This is a genomic window from Mycoplasma sp. AC1221, from assembly GCF_054353815.1.
Genome location: NZ_JBTHHH010000007.1, coordinates 35,547 through 53,396, shown reverse-complemented (window position 1 = coordinate 53,396; position 17,850 = coordinate 35,547). Strand labels below are relative to the sequence as shown.

At 26.8% G+C, this 17,850-nt stretch carries 13 protein-coding genes; 6 read left to right on the top strand and 7 right to left on the bottom strand.

The annotated features are described in order from the left end of the window. Nucleotides 1-216: 216 nt before the first annotated feature. Together ACXYRK_RS01835 and ACXYRK_RS01830 are read left to right on the top strand one after the other, a co-directional pair. Nucleotides 217-2,751: an MYPU_1760 family metalloprotease gene (locus ACXYRK_RS01835; protein WP_458617810.1), complete on the top strand. Its 2,535-nt coding sequence runs from the start codon at nt 217-219 to the stop codon at nt 2,749-2,751. After that, the gene (locus ACXYRK_RS01830; protein ID WP_458597830.1) at nt 2,751-3,422 is read left to right on the top strand and encodes a DUF402 domain-containing protein; all 672 of its coding nucleotides are present in this window, start codon (nt 2,751-2,753) and stop codon (nt 3,420-3,422) included. Before ACXYRK_RS01835 ends, ACXYRK_RS01830 begins: the two co-directional genes overlap by 1 nt. 225 nt (nt 3,423-3,647) lie before the next feature. Here the strand turns inward: ACXYRK_RS01830 and ACXYRK_RS01825 are convergent, their stop codons facing one another. From ACXYRK_RS01825 to ACXYRK_RS01815, 3 genes are read right to left on the bottom strand one after another with little or no spacing between them, the layout of a single operon-like run. Beyond that, the gene (locus ACXYRK_RS01825; RefSeq protein WP_458614794.1) at nt 3,648-4,115 is read right to left on the bottom strand and encodes an L-threonylcarbamoyladenylate synthase; all 468 of its coding nucleotides are present in this window, start codon (nt 4,113-4,115) and stop codon (nt 3,648-3,650) included. Between the two features lie 50 nt (nt 4,116-4,165). Continuing rightward, nucleotides 4,166-5,197: a hypothetical protein gene (locus ACXYRK_RS01820; protein WP_458617808.1), complete on the bottom strand. Its 1,032-nt coding sequence runs from the start codon at nt 5,195-5,197 to the stop codon at nt 4,166-4,168. A 1-nt stretch (nt 5,198) separates the two neighbouring features. Continuing rightward, the gene (locus tag ACXYRK_RS01815) at nt 5,199-7,025 is read right to left on the bottom strand and encodes a S8 family serine peptidase (RefSeq protein WP_458617806.1); all 1,827 of its coding nucleotides are present in this window, start codon (nt 7,023-7,025) and stop codon (nt 5,199-5,201) included. Nucleotides 7,026-7,153: 128 nt separating this feature from the next. Here ACXYRK_RS01815 and mutM point away from each other — a divergent pair, with 128 nt between their 5' ends. Genes mutM through ACXYRK_RS01800 form a run of 3 tightly spaced genes read left to right on the top strand, consistent with a single transcriptional unit; the run spans nt 7,154 to nt 8,871 of the window. Then, nucleotides 7,154-8,005, top strand: a complete 852-nt coding sequence (mutM, locus tag ACXYRK_RS01810) for a bifunctional DNA-formamidopyrimidine glycosylase/DNA-(apurinic or apyrimidinic site) lyase (protein WP_458617804.1) — start codon at nt 7,154-7,156, stop codon at nt 8,003-8,005. After that, complete coding sequence (locus ACXYRK_RS01805) at nt 7,998-8,537, top strand: cysteine hydrolase family protein (protein ID WP_435128616.1); 540 nt, start codon at nt 7,998-8,000, stop codon at nt 8,535-8,537. Before mutM ends, ACXYRK_RS01805 begins: the two co-directional genes overlap by 8 nt. Continuing rightward, nucleotides 8,527-8,871 (top strand): Smr/MutS family protein, encoded by a 345-nt coding sequence (locus tag ACXYRK_RS01800; protein WP_458597839.1) that lies wholly within the window; start codon nt 8,527-8,529, stop codon nt 8,869-8,871. The genes ACXYRK_RS01805 and ACXYRK_RS01800 overlap by 11 nt, the downstream gene beginning before the upstream one ends. A gap of 34 nt (nt 8,872-8,905) precedes the next feature. Here the strand turns inward: ACXYRK_RS01800 and ACXYRK_RS01795 are convergent, their stop codons facing one another. The 4 genes from ACXYRK_RS01795 to ACXYRK_RS01780 form a co-directional block, all read right to left on the bottom strand. Continuing rightward, entirely contained in the window at nt 8,906-9,913 is a 1,008-nt protein-coding gene (locus tag ACXYRK_RS01795; protein ID WP_458617802.1) for a hypothetical protein, read from the bottom strand. A gap of 1 nt (nt 9,914) precedes the next feature. Continuing rightward, nucleotides 9,915-11,051 (bottom strand): tRNA uracil 4-sulfurtransferase ThiI, encoded by a 1,137-nt coding sequence (gene thiI / locus ACXYRK_RS01790; RefSeq protein ID WP_458617800.1) that lies wholly within the window; start codon nt 11,049-11,051, stop codon nt 9,915-9,917. 7 nt (nt 11,052-11,058) lie between these two features. Then, the gene (locus ACXYRK_RS01785; protein ID WP_458617798.1) at nt 11,059-12,489 is read right to left on the bottom strand and encodes a hypothetical protein; all 1,431 of its coding nucleotides are present in this window, start codon (nt 12,487-12,489) and stop codon (nt 11,059-11,061) included. A gap of 158 nt (nt 12,490-12,647) precedes the next feature. Continuing rightward, nucleotides 12,648-13,361: a hypothetical protein gene (locus tag ACXYRK_RS01780; protein WP_458617796.1), complete on the bottom strand. Its 714-nt coding sequence runs from the start codon at nt 13,359-13,361 to the stop codon at nt 12,648-12,650. Between the two features lie 122 nt (nt 13,362-13,483). Here ACXYRK_RS01780 and ACXYRK_RS01775 point away from each other — a divergent pair, with 122 nt between their 5' ends. After that, nucleotides 13,484-17,830, top strand: a complete 4,347-nt coding sequence (locus ACXYRK_RS01775) for a hypothetical protein (RefSeq protein WP_458617793.1) — start codon at nt 13,484-13,486, stop codon at nt 17,828-17,830. Nucleotides 17,831-17,850 lie beyond the last annotated feature (20 nt).

Genomic DNA, 17,850 nt, shown 5'->3' with positions numbered 1-17,850 from the left:
ATCTCCCAACTTTTCACTTCTTTAGACTCCATCCTTTCACTTCATCAGCGTAAGTTAACTATGCTCAAGAATCTTAAGAAAAAATTGTTAGAAAAAATGTTTGTTTAATTCACCAAACACAAAATAATTAAGTATTTAATTTATATCATAATATAGTAATATAATCATTTACTTAAATGTTAAATTGTTATAAAATATCCTAATTAAGAGGTTAAAATGAAAAAGAAAAAATTTTATTTAAGTATTTTAAAAGGAACAGTTTTTGTTTTACCAATTACAACCATTGCAGCATCTGGTTGTGATTTATTAAATTCAGAAAAACAAGATAAGCAAGAACCTGGTGTTATTCCTATTAAGGGTAATCCCGAACCCTTACCTGTTAATCCATCTCCGCTTCCTGCTCCATCTCCAATTGAAAATCCTCCTCATCCTAATCAACCTGTCGAACCTATTGGAACTATTAAACCACCAATGCAAAATGTTTCAACACCAACAGAACCAGTAGAACCCCAAAAACCTATCGATACAAAACCTGATGATGGCGAAAAACAACCCCCTATAAAATCAGGCGGTGAAAATAAACAAAGTCCTTCTGATAACCAACAAACACAGCCTGAAAATCCGAACCCTGTTCCAAAACAAGAACAAAAGCAAAAACCGGAGCAACCTAAATCAAAAACTGATAACGAAACAAGTGGTGGGATGCAAAATCCAACACCTTTACAAAAAAAAGATTTTCTTTTTGGTAACATCCTTAAAATTCAACCTAATGAAGTTTATTGAGCAAACGGACTTAGTCAAGAACAAAAGGATGCTGCATTAAATGCTTATAATAAACCTTCAGTCTCTAACATTGAAGATATCAAAGAAAAAACAGATAATACAGGAAGAAAATATTTAGAATACCAAGATCCTTTTACTAATGTTTTATTTAGAGATTATGCATATCCAATCGAAGGGACAAAAGATTTTAGATACCTTCTCGGAAGACACGGATTGATTGCTTTAGCACAAGAATTTAAACGTAAAGTTCCTTTTGGCCCAGAAGTATATGATTTGCAGGCTATAAATATTGATGATTTTAATGTAATCAATGCACAGGCAAACGGATTATACATTCCAAATATTAAAAATATTTTTATTAACGGTAGTAATTATGCTGAAAAGGGATTTAATGAATATGAAATAATTGGTGGTCTAATGCCAACTATTTTCCATGAATATATGCACCATTGATCAGATTCATATTCTGAGGCAACCTTACCTAGCACACCAACTGCTTTAATAGATCAAAGAATTAGAGAAAACACTAAGTTTGCTACTATCATTTACTATAATCCAGGTTTAAATATTGAAGAAAATGACAACAGTCACTCACATGGACTAAAACAATATTGAAATTCTTATTTTGCTAATAATTTCTATAAACTATTAAATTATGATGTTGATGAAATCGGATATATTTCTGATGAAGATGCTGCGATATTTAACAGATTTAATGATGGAACATTTATGGATAATCTAGATAATTTCCTATTTAGACGTCTTTCTCCTCGAGACATCTGAGAAATAGCAAATGATGAAAATGCACCAAGAAGATTACAAAGATTTCAAGGTGTTGATAATTTTTACTACTCACCATCATTAGCTTTTAAACTTGATTATGGGAGATTAAAATATAATTATTCATTAACCGAGTTGGTTCCACGTGAATATTCTAAATATGCTTTTGAATCATATTTTTCAATCAATGCACCAAATCAAGCCGCATATAATGACACACAACAAAAAGCAACAATTAACTGATTCGGTGTTCATTATTTTAAAAACGATGGAAACGGAAATATTTCAAAATACTTCAGTCCTTCTGCGATAGCTGAAGATTGATCAAAAGTATATATGAACAACTTTGATAGCAGTTATCGCCAAGGAACTTTCTTGAATGGATATCGAACTTTAGATGGACAAAATGACACTAGAGTAGTAAATGCGACTATGACACCTAACTCTGTATTTGATATACGACCATATATTTTTGAAAGAGATTATCCGGTAGGTTATGACATTTTAGGTCAACCAGTTTATGAAAAAAGACTCTACCATTTACCTGAAAGAAAAACAATCAACCGTTCTCAAAAGTTTTATGATTTATTTTTAGCGACTATGGGATACGGAAAATCAATTAATCAGATGTTTTATCAAAACCAATGGGGTTGAAATAATAAGCAAGTTTATGTCGATGAGACTAAAGCAAACCAAATCAAATTCTCAGGTTTTCTTCCGACTAAAAAATACACAGGTTTAGTTTTAAAAGATCCTAGCTCTACAAACTATACCAAAGCTTATTTCAACTATTATGATACATTTTCTTTCTTTGGACATAAAACTCTTGATACAGGTGCAACAGTAGTTAAAAACGGGTATATAACCGATGATCGCAAGGAACAAATTGCTAATCGTATTTATCCTGGACACAGTAATGATACATCGATGCCAGAATTAAACAGAGCATATTACAGTTATATTACTAAGGATTTTGTTAGTGTAAAACCTGATCAACAAGTATTTTTATGAGAAGACAAAAACAATGATGGACAAGTACAATCTGATGAACTTAATACTTCTGATATTAGTTTACCAAAAAACAGATGAGTTACATCTGGTCGTGCCTGAAATACTAGTCAACCAGCATTTAAAAAGTTTAAGTTATCACAAAATGCAGATGGAAAGGTTTATATTAGATTAGCCTAATGCAGTGAGATTTCAACGAATTAAAGGTGGGTTCAATCGTCAATGTCCAAGCATATAAACACGATGGATTTTTATACCGTCAGTGATCTAATACCAAGGTGATTTTTCATAATAAAAGACATATTGTGCTTTCATTAAAAGGGACTAAGGTTACTGAATCACAAAGTAATGGAAAAGGATGAAAGTATAAAGATGATGCTATCTGATTTATACCTAAAAATTCATTATACAATACTATTGTTTTATTAAAGAAGGGATTGGGTAATTCTTTTTATACTAATTTAGCATCATATCCTATCTATGAAGAAGATACAATTAAATTTATTGATTATGATTTAGATCTAAAAAGTTATCCGAACAAAGATTTACAAATAGTTGATAAAGAAGAATTTAAAACCAATTCTGCTAAGTTTAAATATCCCAAAGAGCTAAAAGAAATGATTTATAAAGAAATAACTGAAGTTGTTAATTTATATAACAACGATAAATATTTCTTTAATGATGAAATAATTCTTTATTATCTTGAAATTATGTTAAAAGATAAATTAATTGATCAAAAAACTTATATGAGTTTTTATAAAATGTATCATAAAAATTATCAAGAAGAAACTCAGATGTTAAAACAACTTAGCAACTACAGTGTAAAAAGATTATACAAAAAGCAAGTATAACTTGCTTTTATTTTACTTTCAGCATCAACAATAACTCGGTATAAATAGAATTCATTTTGGTAACTGAAACTGCTACGTTTTTTATCAACATCCTTTCGTTTTTATACTGCAATAAATTTATATCTTCACTATTTAAAAATTGTTTTGGTTTCTTTTTTTAAATTTCTTTATGTAATTTTTATAAAACTAAATAAGTAAAAAATAAATATTTTACTCAAAAAAAAACTAATTACGCTCAATAATTTGTTTTGTATCTAAATTAATTATTGTGCTGGGTTTTCCGCTTCCTACTCCAAAATCATAAACATTCTTTATCATTGGAAATACTTTTTGAGCATCTTTTATATTTATCGGTTTGTGTCCAGAAATATTGGCACTTGATACATACATTGGTCCATTTTTAATAAGAAAATTAATTAATTGATTATTATTTGGAATTCTGAAACCTTGGTTATTTACAATTATAGTAGTTGCTCCGGGTCACTTTTGTTTTGCTATATCATCTGCTTGTTTATTTCACTGTTTAAACTTTCTTACTTGTTCAATGTTACCAATTAAGATTACAACTTTTTTGTCTGTTTTTCTTTGCTTAAGTCTATATATTTGCTCTAAGATGTCATCTCGGACGGGTCCACCGAGTCCTACAACTGTATCTGTTGAACATATAAACATTTCATCATAAACTGAATTCATATCACATTCCTTAAATATATTTTACTATAAAAAACAAGGATACCCTTGTTCTACTTTAATATAAATTTGATATTCGGATCACCTTTAGAATCAAAAGTAAGTTTTTGATCACCTAAATCAACTAAATATGATTTCGATAATAATTTTATCAAAGATGTTTTAGTTAATGAGCCAGATATTATTTTTATCGCTTCTCTTGTAGGATCATAAAACTTTTTCTTATCTTTAACTCATATTCAAGTATTGTTTAGATTATTCTGGATTAAATCTTCAAATTTTTTAAAACTTCTTTGTTGCATTTTTGTTATTGTATGTGGTTTTTTAAATGTTTCAAGAATATTTTTGCTAAAAAAGTATTGTGATTTATAAGGTTTTAATTTTATAACTGATTCAGCTATTTTCTTGTGTAATTTTATTGATTCAGTCAAGTTGCTTATTTTACTTTCTTTTTGTTTTATATCTATTAATATTTTATTATTAGTTATATCTATTTTATCAACACTATTATTAATAACTGAATATAATTTATCATTAAAAACATATCAATGTAAATTGCTATCATATGAAAAATCATATCAAGGTTCGGTTAATTTAGTACTGGGTTTATAATCAGGTGAATGTTTGACATCTGATTTATCTAATTCTCGAACAAATAAAAGATTAATTAATAATTTATTTGTGCTTTTTATAGGTAGTATTTCCACTACCATGTTATTCTTATTGTTATAAAATATTTTATCCTTATCAGAGAATATATTTTTAATCTTATCATAGGTTCAATTGAAATTATATGAATCTTTTATTTTAATAAATGGTAATTTTTTATTTGAATCCTTTGTAATAACTTTATAAAATGCATTTTCTTTGTCTATAATTTTATCTAAATTAAGATTATCATATGTGAATATAAAATTATTTATTGATAATTCTTTTTTTAGTGAATCTATATATAAATCATTTTTCTTTTCAAGTTCTGTTTCTTTTTCCTCTTCAATAGTTTCATACTTACTACATGCAACAGATGTGGGTAAAATGCTAACAGTTAGGAAACTAGAGAAAATTTTTATTTTTTTGTCTAACATACTATGTCTCTAATTTACTTCTTGATTCATATATTGCATTTCTATCAGTTAAGATATAATACATATATTTAGTTTGTAAAAATATGTCTGTAAAATTTTTTCTTAGTTTTATTTGCAGTGTTGCTTCATAGGGTCAATCCTTATAATATTGATTAGAAAGCATTATTCGATTTGTTGCAGAACCATAATCATCAGAAAAGGATTTATAATTAGATTTCATTGTAGAAACATGATACTGTTTATATATTCATTCAGGAGTAGCATATATTTCACTTTTTATATGTACATCAAATATATTTACATATTTTTGAATGGTTTCTTTTGAAAGTTTTTCCCGCTCGCGATATCTTATTTGAAATAAATCAGAATAACTAGAATAAACAGCAAGAAAATTATCACTTCCAGAAATTAATGTCTTATAATTAATTCCTTTATCATTTGTATAAAGATCTCGTATGCTTTGCTTATGAACATTATCTGCAAAAAATTTCATTCTCTCTCAATTAAAAAAACCTGCACCAATATTGTCTGGTAAATCAAATATATGGTCTCCATATTTTCTTAAATCAAAACTTGCCATTAAAATTGCTTTTAACTCTGGAACATCAAATTCTGAATCTGGTCTTTTTATTGTTTCAAGTAAAGCGGAAGCAGCAAGGATAACTGGAGTGGAATTACTTGTCCCGCTTCATCTAGTTACACCAGGATCATCAAGAGTTGTATCTGTATTATATCAATCATCATTTAATAAAAGCGATTGATTAGAAAACTCTGTTGGACCTAGGCCAAGCGGCGAATCTTCAAAGTTCTTTATTTTTATTTGTGAATAATCTTTTATCTTATCTGTATAAAAATTATATGCCCCTATTATAAATGTATTTTTGCTTCTTTGAATTTGACTGGGTTTTTTTCAAAATTCATTATTTATATCCAATAGTTCATTAAATTTTATTAACAAATTTCTTATTTCAATGTCTATCTTTTTTTTGTTTATATAATTTGATAATGTTTCCTTAAATATTTTAACTTTTTCTGTTATTCCAGCACCAAAATTACCTGCAGAAATAAAAAATTTCATATTATTTTCAAAAGCATATTTGTCTAGCAAAGCAGCTTCTTCTGAATAATCCTTATTTATAATCTTTTTTAATTGTTTTATTATATCATTAATTTTTGATGTTTTCTTTTCTTTTATAAAATCTTCCAATTTTTCATCATTCAAATAATTTAAAATATTATCAGAATAACTCATATTAATGTATTTAACGCCGTTTTTTCGGAAGAATTCTAGGTTTTCAGTTAATATATCTAAATCACTTGCTGCATAATTTCTTTTAAAGCTTGTTGAATAAATTTCTGCATTCTTAAGTAAACCACCATCACCAGCAATTATTGATGCTATATTTGTTGAATGCTCGTTTTTTTCTCAATAATTCAAAAATGTAGATTTATTGTTTTCAAATTTAAATATTTTTTCGTCAGTTAATCTTGAATCATATATAACTCTATCGCTATTAATTAAATTTTGATCATTTGCATATTTGATAATGTTATAGTTATCTAAAGGTACCTGCTGATCAATGTTATTAGTTGTTTTGCCGTTGAATTTCATCATTCTAAAATCAACTAAACCAGCATCTATTATACCGATTTTTATCTTTTTATCTGTCCTCTCGTGTATTCCTAATTTATCCCATAAAGTTTTAAAAATTGTGTCGTACTTCTTAATATTTCTTGGTTGATTATTAAATATAGCAGACATTGTCAATGGAATAAATGTAATACCAATTAAAGCAATTACTTGTTTTATTATTTTTCTGACTTTCATAATAACTCCTAATAAAATTATACTCTTTTATATGAAATTATTTACAATTATTATATTCAATCAATTTCGACTAATAAATTTACTATAAAAATACCTATATTTTTATCTTTTGTATATATAATTTATATATGCCAGAATACCCAGAAGTCACAGTTGTACAAAAATCTTTAAACAAACACATCAAAAATCAAAAAATAACTAAGGTTGAAGTAAAAATTACCAAACTGATTAAAAACACTGATACACAAAATTTTATTAACTTTTTAGTTAATAAAACAATTATCAATGTAGAAAATTTTGGTAAATTTTTGGTATTTAATTTTAATGATAAAAGTCGACTAATTTCGCATCTGAGAATGTCTGGTAAATATTTTATTAGAGAATTAAACGACCCACTTTTATATGCTTATAAACATGATTGTATATACTTTCGGTTAGAAAATAAAGTCTTAGTATATAACGATTCGCGGATGTTTGGTTCCTTTGAGATAATTGAAAATACAGACAAAAGAAGTTTATATCAAATTAAAAATCTTGGATTACTTCCTGCTGATACAGATGTGGATAGACTATTCGAAAAACTAAAGCACAAAAGCATTAGTATAAAAAAGGTTCTACTTGATCAATCACTTGTTCTAGGAATCGGTAATATCTATGCTGATGAATCCTTACATCGTTCTAAAATATACCCTATGACCCCTGCTAATAAAATATGTAAACAAGAACTTAAAACTTTGCTGATGAATGCTCAAATGATAATGAATGATTCGATTGTAAAAGGTGGAAGTAGTGTTCATACATATTCTTCTGTTAATGGGATAACTGGTAAGTTTCAAAATGATTTATATGTTTACGGAAGAGAAAAGAAGCAATGCTTACAATGTAAGAAAACAGATATAATAAAAGTAAAATTAGATTTTAAAGAAAACGGTAGAGGAACATCATATTGTCCTACTTGCCAAAAGGAGAAAAGTGTCTAAAAAATTAACTTTAGTTATTGATATGCTTAATGGTTTTACAAAATTTGGTCCTTTATCTAGTCCAAGAATTAATTCGATTATTCCTAATATTGCTAATGTTTTGAAACATTCTGAAAATATTTTGTTTGTCTGTGATGCTCATTCTGAAAATGATTTAGAAATGCAGCAATACCCTATACATTGTTTAAAAGGTTCTGATGAGGCAAAAGTTGTTGACGAACTCCAACCATATTTAGATTCTAAAAATGCTAATATTGTTTATAAAACTACTACAAACGGATTTTACGATGTTGATCCAAAGTTTTGGGATCTTTATGATGAATTTGAATTCGTAGGTTGCTGCACCGATATTTGTGTATTACAGTTTGTTCTTAGTTTAAAAACATGATTCAATAAAATTGGCAGTGACAAAAAGATTTCAGTTATCTCAAGTGCTGTTGAAACATTTGATACTCCAGAGCATAATGGGGGCATTATGCACAATAATGCTTTAAAACTCATGGAAAATGCAGGGATTAAAATTGAAAAATAATACATTAGATTTGCACGGTGCATACACACAAGATGCAAAACCTAAAATCCAAGAAATGATAATGGATTTAGAAGATTTAAGAGTATCAGAAGTTGAAATAATCACCGGTAAAGGTAGTGGTGCTTTGCAAACTACTTTAGAAGATTTTATTCGAAACTATAACAAAACACATAAAATAAAGTTAGTTTATAAAACTATAAATCAAGGTGGTTCATATCTTATTTATTTAGAACAACAAGATAGATTTTCATATGATGAATATCATTATTATAATGCAATTAAAAAAAGAATTTCAGATGACTTTGATAAAATGGTTTCTGAATTTAAGAAATAATCCGTTTATACTATAAACAAGGAATAAACGGATTTTAATATCAATTATTTCGTTGCAATAAAATTTTCTCATTTAACTCTTGTTTCTTTGTTTGAATTTCTTCTTTTCTTTTATTAACAATAAAAATCATTTGTTCTAAAAATAAGTCGCGCATTACTCTATCATTTCATATTTTCTTAGATAACCTAAGTGAAGGTAAAATTTCAATCGGAATTTCTTGCGAACCTTTAATTTTATGAATATCATCGTGTTTTATTAATAAGGGCGGATTTTTTTTATTAGTTAAACTTTTTAGATATTCGATATATTTATCATAGGTTAATATTTGTGCATTTAATGACTGAATTTCACGACGTATATCAAAAATTTTACCTATTAATTTATGTGCTGTAAACTTATTTTTATATAAAAATGCTAATTTCTTGCTGTCATCAAGATTATATATTCTGAGATCATTATGCATCTGGTTTTTAACTTTTGCATCTATATGATATATATTTCTTCCATCTAATAACATTGCTAAACCATATCAACAGGCAATTCTACCATCTTCGGTATTTTGTTTTATCATAGATAAAACAGGGTGTTTTATAGTTTTTGCAATGTTTTTAATGTTTTCAAAATACTTAGAAGTAGAAAATATTGAATCTGGGACTACATTATCAAGCTTAACCTGAATAGTTGAAAACTTTTTAACAGATATTTTAAAAAGTTTCTCCATAATTCAATTTTCTGGTCCAGCTCCTCAACCATAAAATACACAATTTGATGCAACAGGGATAAATTCTTTATCACCAATCAATGTTTGTATATCTTTTGTTATTTTCTCTCTAAGTTGAATTAGTGCTTTTTTATATGTGATATTTTTAAAACGGATGATTCCAAATCTGTTTTTGTAACTACCACCCTTAAAAGTTCCGATAGAATAACAATAAGGTAAATCTTTATGGTAATTTACACTATCTTTAAGTTTGCTCTTGTGAATATTTAAATAATTAACTGTAACTGCTTCAAAATCAATAAAAAAGATTTGTTTTTCCATATTATTCCTTTATTTTTAAAATTTCTATTTTTGATTTTATAAGCTCTTCTTCTAGTTCTGCAATTCTATTCAACTCATTTTCTAAAGACTGTGCTTGTGCTAAGATCGGTTTAGTTACTGGATCTTTTGGAGCGAAAAGTTCACAGGTTTCATTAGCTGCAATAACTGAAATATCATGTGTGTTTATTTCTTTTGCTATATTTATAATTTCATTTTTATCATAGGTTAAAAGTGGCCTTAAAACAGGTAAATTTGTAACACTTCCAATTGAATACATTGATTCTAGAGTTTGTGAAGCTACCTGTCCCAAGTTTTCACCATTAGAAATACCTAAATACCCATATTTTTGTGCTAACTTATCTGCAATACGGTAAAAACTGCGTCGCATTAGATTGATTTTGTATGCAGGTTTTGACACAAATGAAATATAGTTCATCAGATGTGAATAATCTGCCTGAATCAAATGTGAACTTATTTGATATTTATTTAAAACTTTAACAAGTGATATTATTTTATTAACAGTTTTTTTATCAGTTTGTGGTGGAGTTAAAAAAGTAAGAAAATCAACTTTAACTCCTCGCTTCATCATCAAATATGCAGCAACAGGAGAATCAAATCCACCAGAAATTAAGTGCAAGACTTTACCAGATATCCCTACTGGTAATCCTCCTAATCCTTTAATATATTCAGAAAAGACAAATGTATATTTATTGCGAACTTCTAGATAAATTATTTGATTCGGATGATGCACATCTACTTTTGTTTTTGTTTTACTTAAAATAAATCCACCTAATAAGTTATTTAATTGTGCTGAATTATATTCAAATTTCTTATTATTCCTTCTTGCTTCAATTTTAAAGGTTTTAGAATCAGGTTTTAATAACTTTAATGATGCTTCTTTAAATGCTTCTAACGAATTTTCTACTACCAAAACAGGAGAATACGAACTAATACCAAATACATAATTTAGTTTCTTTATATTTTCCTCACTATAAGGTAGATACATTCGATCAAATTCTACTTCAGATTTTATACCAACTATATGTGTGATGTTATTTGAAAGTTGATTGATAAATAACTTGCGATTACCTTTCTTTAAAACTAACTCTCCGTACCGAATTAAAATTTTATTATACATATATCTCCTAACTTGTTTTTATGTAGTTTTTCAGTTTAAAATAAGAAATTTTATACTCATTGTTTTCTATATTAATTTTAAGGTTAAATAATTGGTTTTTTGATTCATTTTTTTTATTTTCAAATCTTGGATTTTCCATAATATATATCGATAAAGCATCATACATTTTTTTATATTCCAAATTTTCTGAAAGAACTTTTATTAAATTTATTATAGAACTAATTCAGTTGTTTCATCTTTGCTTTTCATCAGTATAAATAAGTTTAAATTTATTTTTGTTAAAATGTTCAAACTCTTGCCTTATATGTTCCTTCTTGATTTGAATACTTTTTGTTTTGGGTAAATTTTCGTTAGCCATTAAAGAGTAATAAATATTCTGAATTCGTATAATCTCTTTATTATATCCATATATTTTTGCTTCTCTTTGATTTTGTTTTTGTCTGTAAATATTTATCTGTATTTGTTCAAATTTTTTTAAAACTTCTGATGTTTTCTCTAATAAGTCATCTGCACTCTTGCTATCTTTATAAAGGTTTTCAACAGATGTTTTTAAATTTGAAAAATCATCTTTATTACTTTTACCACTTAAATTAAGCGACAAAAGTTTTTGATTAATATTTTCTAAAAGGTTTTGAATTTTTTCTTTATTATCAAGTAAATATGACTTAATCCAATTTCTCTTATTTGTCTCTATTTCATGAATAAACATTACTTTATAAATCTTTTTTACTTTATCGATTGTTACTAATGTATCTTGTTTTTTTCACTCTTCTGTTTGCTTTTTTCAACTTTTACTTAATTTAGTATAAAAATCAACATCTTGTTTTTGGTTTATTTTGCTATTAATAAGAGATGATAAATGTGCATATAAAGCAAAATCTAATTTTTCAGAAGCATAAAAAAACTCTATAAGTTTGTTTCCATATTGTCTTAAATTATCAAAAACACTTCTTAATTCTTCAAAATTACCAAATCTTTTTTGTTTATCAGCTTTAGTCACAGTTGTTCTTATATCTTCTATTTTCTTTTGAATATACGGATGAAACTGGATTCCATTATATTTTGTGTTGTTTAATGAAATAATTAAATCATCAGTTACATCTAAAAAAACTGCTACATTTTGCTCAATATCATTTCATTTAGTCGTAAATGGCTGCGATTTTTTATCAAATAACATTTGTTTTTTTAGATATAACTTATATTTTTTTCTTAATTTAAGAAAAAAACCATATGTTTTAATAAGCTTTCGATGTTCATTTTGAATATTATATAGACTTTGTTGTTCTTTAAATTCCGAACTTATTGTTTTCAATGTTTTTTGAATTTCGGTTAAATCAGAATAAATACTTATATATTCATAAACATTATTTTGTAAAGTGTTTACTTTTTTTAAATTATTGATATTGTCATTTTGATATGATGATATTTTATAATCCATATTTTGGGCGTTTTTATGCATCAAAATAAAAAAAACAGACCTTAAAAAAAGGACAAATAAAAATGTTATTAAAGTAATTAAAATTGATATTACAATTCAAAAAACTATATGCATTTTACTCCTATATATATTATAAAGAAATAATTATATTTGGAGTATTATTTTAAAATTAAGTTAACGGTTGCCGGTATCCCTACTTCGTATGCTACTTTTTCAAATTGATTAATATTATATTGGTTTGGTTTTCCAGGATATAATAATTTTTGATAAACTGCATCGGTAGATTTTTGAATTCTTTTGGTAACAAGATATAAAAATTCAGGTGACACAACAACTTTATTATTTTTATAAATTAGTTTGATAATAAAATGTCCAAAGAATAAATTAATTTCTTTGATACCATCCTTTACATTTGTAATTGCTCTAGAAAAATTGTTATAACCAATACCAAAAATTCTAGGAAATCTTGTATGTGTATGTGGTGCTAAATTCGCTTCATTTAACTTAGATAAACCTAGATTATGTAAATAATATGCTGAATGTCCATATTCGCTTGTTTGTGGTAATAAATATCATTTTGAGAATTTAAAACTAAATTTATCTAAATTACTTAAAAAACTCATTCAGTTGTTTGATAATAATTCACTTAATTTTGATTCGTCATTTTGCACATGTAAAAATTGATTTTTAAATTCGCTTCAGTTTAAATGTTCATCTTGTTTAGGATTTTTGATATTAAAATATTCTGCAACCTTTAAAATATTTGCATTTTCATTGTTTATGTTTAAGTCTTCTTGATCCCTATTTTGATTGCAACTTATTGCTGTTATCGGAATAATTGGTAAAGTAAGTGCTGTAAAAATTTTTTTCATCGATCTCCTATATTACTATTTAGTAATATTATATTACAAATTATTTTTTGGTAAAATATTACAATCAAATACTTGAAATATTACTATAAAAAGTAGTAGAATAAAGATATAAAGGAGTTTTTATGAAAAAGAAAATGAAATTTTTTTCTTCTATCTTACTTGCTTCATCTTTTTCAATCGCAGTTGCTTGTTCTAATCAAACTACAACTGAAAACGCTAAAGTAGTAGATATAAGTTATTCAAATTTATCTTCTGATTCAGTTAAAATTAATATTAAGTTTAATCATTTATCAAAAAATCTTGATTTAACTAAATTTAAATTAACTTTGAATGATATAACAAATGTTTCTTTTAAAAACAATGTAACTTTAAATACCATTAGTGTGCAATTAAATCATTTGAAAAGTAATTTTTCTTATCAAATTACCGATATATCTATAAATAATATATCTTATATTAATGGTATAAATAAGTCACAATTAAGTTTTAAAACACTTAATACAAATAATAATGATCAAACTCCATCTGATAAAAATCCAAGTGATGGTAAACCTAAAGAATCAAAAACTGATGCTAACATCGTCAATATAAGTCATCTGAATATTACAAAAAATTCTGTAGATATTGCTGTTAAATTATCAAATGTTCCTAATATTGAAGTTGACAAGTTTGATGTATCCATAAATCCATCTGATGGAGCATCATTTAGCAAACAAATAGATAGCAGCGATCCAAATTCGGTTATCGTGCATATTAGTGGATTGAATCAAAACACCCAATATACCATTTCAGATATAAAATATGATAATGTCTCAATAAAATCAACTTATAATAATAGTAATGATTTTACTTTCAAAACCCTTGAACCAGAGCAACATAACTCCAACCAAAATCCACAAAAAGAAAATGAACCCACCATATCTATTAATAACATTTCGACACAAAACATAACTTCGACATCTGCAACCTTAAAAATTAAATTAAATAATATTTCAGATTTTAATATAAATAAATTATCTATTTCGTTAAATCCTTCTGATAATTTTACAATCTCTAAGCAACTTGATACTAATAATCTAGATACTGCTATTGTTAGTTTAAGTGGTTTAAGTTCAGATACAAATTACAAAATCACAGAAATTCAATATGACAATACATCACTTAAAGTTGCTGATGGTTCATTAAACCTTAGTTTTAAAACTTTAGTTGATTCAAGTAAAACAAATAACAGCGGACAAAATAACCAGGATAATGAAAATAAACCTGTAAATAAACCAAGTGAACCAGACAATTCACAAAGTTCACAAAATCCTGGTTATACCCTTTCTGCTGGACAAGAAGAAGCAGAAGCATCAAAAGATACAACTCCACAAATTCAAGCCCAAATTAGCGATTATGGAAATGCATATGATTTACAAAATGCAGATGCTATCCAAAGTAGTGAGTTAAATATTCATAATTCTACTAACTTTTCTGAATTAGAACAAAGCAGTTTAAATAGCAAAGATAACTGAAGTACATATTTTAACTATCTAGCTTCACCAACTGCTAAAAGTACATCTAATGATGTCGAATTAACATTACATATTGATTCGACAAAAACAACAGATATTTCAAGTATTTCTGAAAATAATTCAACCATTACAATAACTTTTAATGATGCAAGCATCACTACTGCAAAAGTTTTAGTTAAAAGTTTTGACCAACACAATAAATGGAGTAAATATATTGATTTAACCAAAAATTCAGGTAATTGAACTTTTCAAAGTAATTTATTAAGCAATTATCAAAATCAATATGTTATTACCGAAGCAACCTTTAATAATTCTTATAAAGTTCCTTTTAGTTTACAAAAAAAATATAAATTTAGTTTACCAGAAGGTGCTTTTAATTCACTTGATTTAACTAGTTTGACTGTTTATAAAAACGAAAGTAGCAAAGAAATTTTTGGTAGTGCTGCATTTAATTGAACATCAGATCAAGTAAAGATTCTTTCAGATAAAGTTTTTGTATTTACTTTTGATGTTGAAAAACAAGTATATACCGAAAAGAAATCAACAGATAGTTCAAGTACACTTGATATTTTTGGTGGTGGTCAAAGTGAAATTTTAAATGCAGACGAAAATTTTGATGCTGGTAACTCTATACCAGCAACTAAGAAAATTTATATCCCTTTTAATCAATTGCATAAATTCTCTTTATCTGGTTTTCAAGAGCAAATTAAATATAAACTTAAATATCTCGATGTTGTTAATTCGGGTAGTAATGTAAACTTTTTAAAAAGAAAAGATTTAGCATCTAAAAACATTGCTTTTTCATACATTTTCAACTGAAATCAAAGCATTGACTTAAAAAACCAATTATCAGGTGGAAGCGATACAAGTACAGGAACATTAAAAAATGCCGAAACTATTAGCAAATCTGATTTAGTTGCTGAAAGCAAGAAAGCTAACAAAAACACCAAAATAAGTTTTACTCCACAAAACTTCAACACTTTGCTAGACTATAATAATAACTTCTATAATTTTATCCATAGATATCCAAATACTAAGGAAAGTAAGAGCGAAACAAAATTTGTTTTATATAAAAATAATCAACAACAAAATATTCATTGATTTAAAACTCGTAATTACCTTGAAAACTCATTGTTCAAAATCAATGAAGATAAGACATCTGCATCATTTACCCAAGATCTTAGTGAAATCAATACAAACGGAGTACCTGATGAAGATGTTATCATCTGATTGGTTTTTGAATTAGATATGAATACTGCTGCATATCGTGATATTAATGAAGTTTCAGATATTCGTTCTAAGGTTATTGTTCCTGTTTCCTTAAAAAATATTAAAGAACATAAACATGTATCAAATGTTGATTTTATGTTTGATTATGTTTCAGGCAAAAAGTCCTTGCAGCAAGTATTATTTGCTAAAATTAAAAACAATGTAACATTTGCTTTACACTTTGAAAACAACATACTCAAACTTGTTTTAAAAACTAAAAACGGAACTAAATTTAATAACATCTTATCAATGCACAATCACTCAAACAGTCGCTCTGCATTTATAAACCGTTTCGATGTTTTTGTTAATTGAATTCAAAGCATAACTGATAGCACACCTAAAATAACATTTAAACAAAAACATCAAATTGATAAAAACTCTATTTTAACATCATCAGAAGGTTACATCGATAAATATGATGTTAAGGTGCTTGCTGATTCAACAGATCATGGAGAACCAACTACAAACTTCTTACAAGATTCACCGAAAGGAAACGAACGAAGCAAAAGATTATATCAAGAAGATAATGTAGCACCTATCCAGGAAGCTAGAAGCAGAGTTTTTAGCATCAACCATCAAGCTGATGGAACCTGAAACATCATTGGTAAAGTAAGCGACAAAAAAGATGACTATAGATTTTATGCATTTGTTAATTATCACGTATGACATACAAATACATCTGATATAAATAAGGATTTATATAAAGTTTCTACCGATGCTTCTGGTGCAAAAATCATTACCGTGCATGATGCAAAACTTATTGCACCAACTTTAATGAATCGTCCTGTTAATCCTAACTCGGTTGATAGATATCAACCTGTATATACACAAATAAATTCAACCAATAACGAAGATTTTTATCACGATACAAAACTTACAGGTGATATTAATCCAACTGGTAATATTTATAGTTTTAAAATCCCTGAAAATGAAGCAGGTATTACATACAAAATCTTCTTAGATCTTTCTGCTAATGTTGCAAATGATTATGATGAATTTAAAAACACCGATGGTGAAGTAGTTGATCGCAAAGATCCAAATGCTAGTGATCATAACAAAAATAACAATGCAAATGTTGATACAATTATTGCAATAGTTGATTTTGCTCCTATTTTCAAACATTTTAATTATCAAAACTTAGATACTTATACACACGATAACAAAAAATTAACTACACAGGAAAAAGCTGCTATCAAGCATTTTCTAGATTTTCAAAACCTTAAACCAATCGATTTTTCAACATTATCATTATATGTTTCTTCGTTCGATAACTTAAACTTTTATATGGCTACCCTTCCAAAAAACCGAGCAAATGGTAATGCAGATTCTGCACCTGGTTTAAGATACCGCGAATATCTTATTGGAAATAATCCAATAAAAACAAGTTATTTTGTTTCAAATTATAACACACAGCGTCCTGCGATATGAGGACAAGTGAAAGATTACGATTGATTTAATGGTTCATCTGGTAGTGGTGTTTATGATTCGAAAGGTAAAATTGTTGGATTGGATGCTAAAGGCAGTAGATGAACATCAAGTAATTTCTCTATTTTTGATACCCAAGAATACCAATACTGAGGTGCAAGCGGAGATGATATGAACCCACAATCATTTAAAGAAGTTGTTTCAAAAATGGCATATTTATATCCACAAAGTTTCACTAATCTTTATCAAGATAAAAAGTAAAACAAAAAGTTGTAGATTAA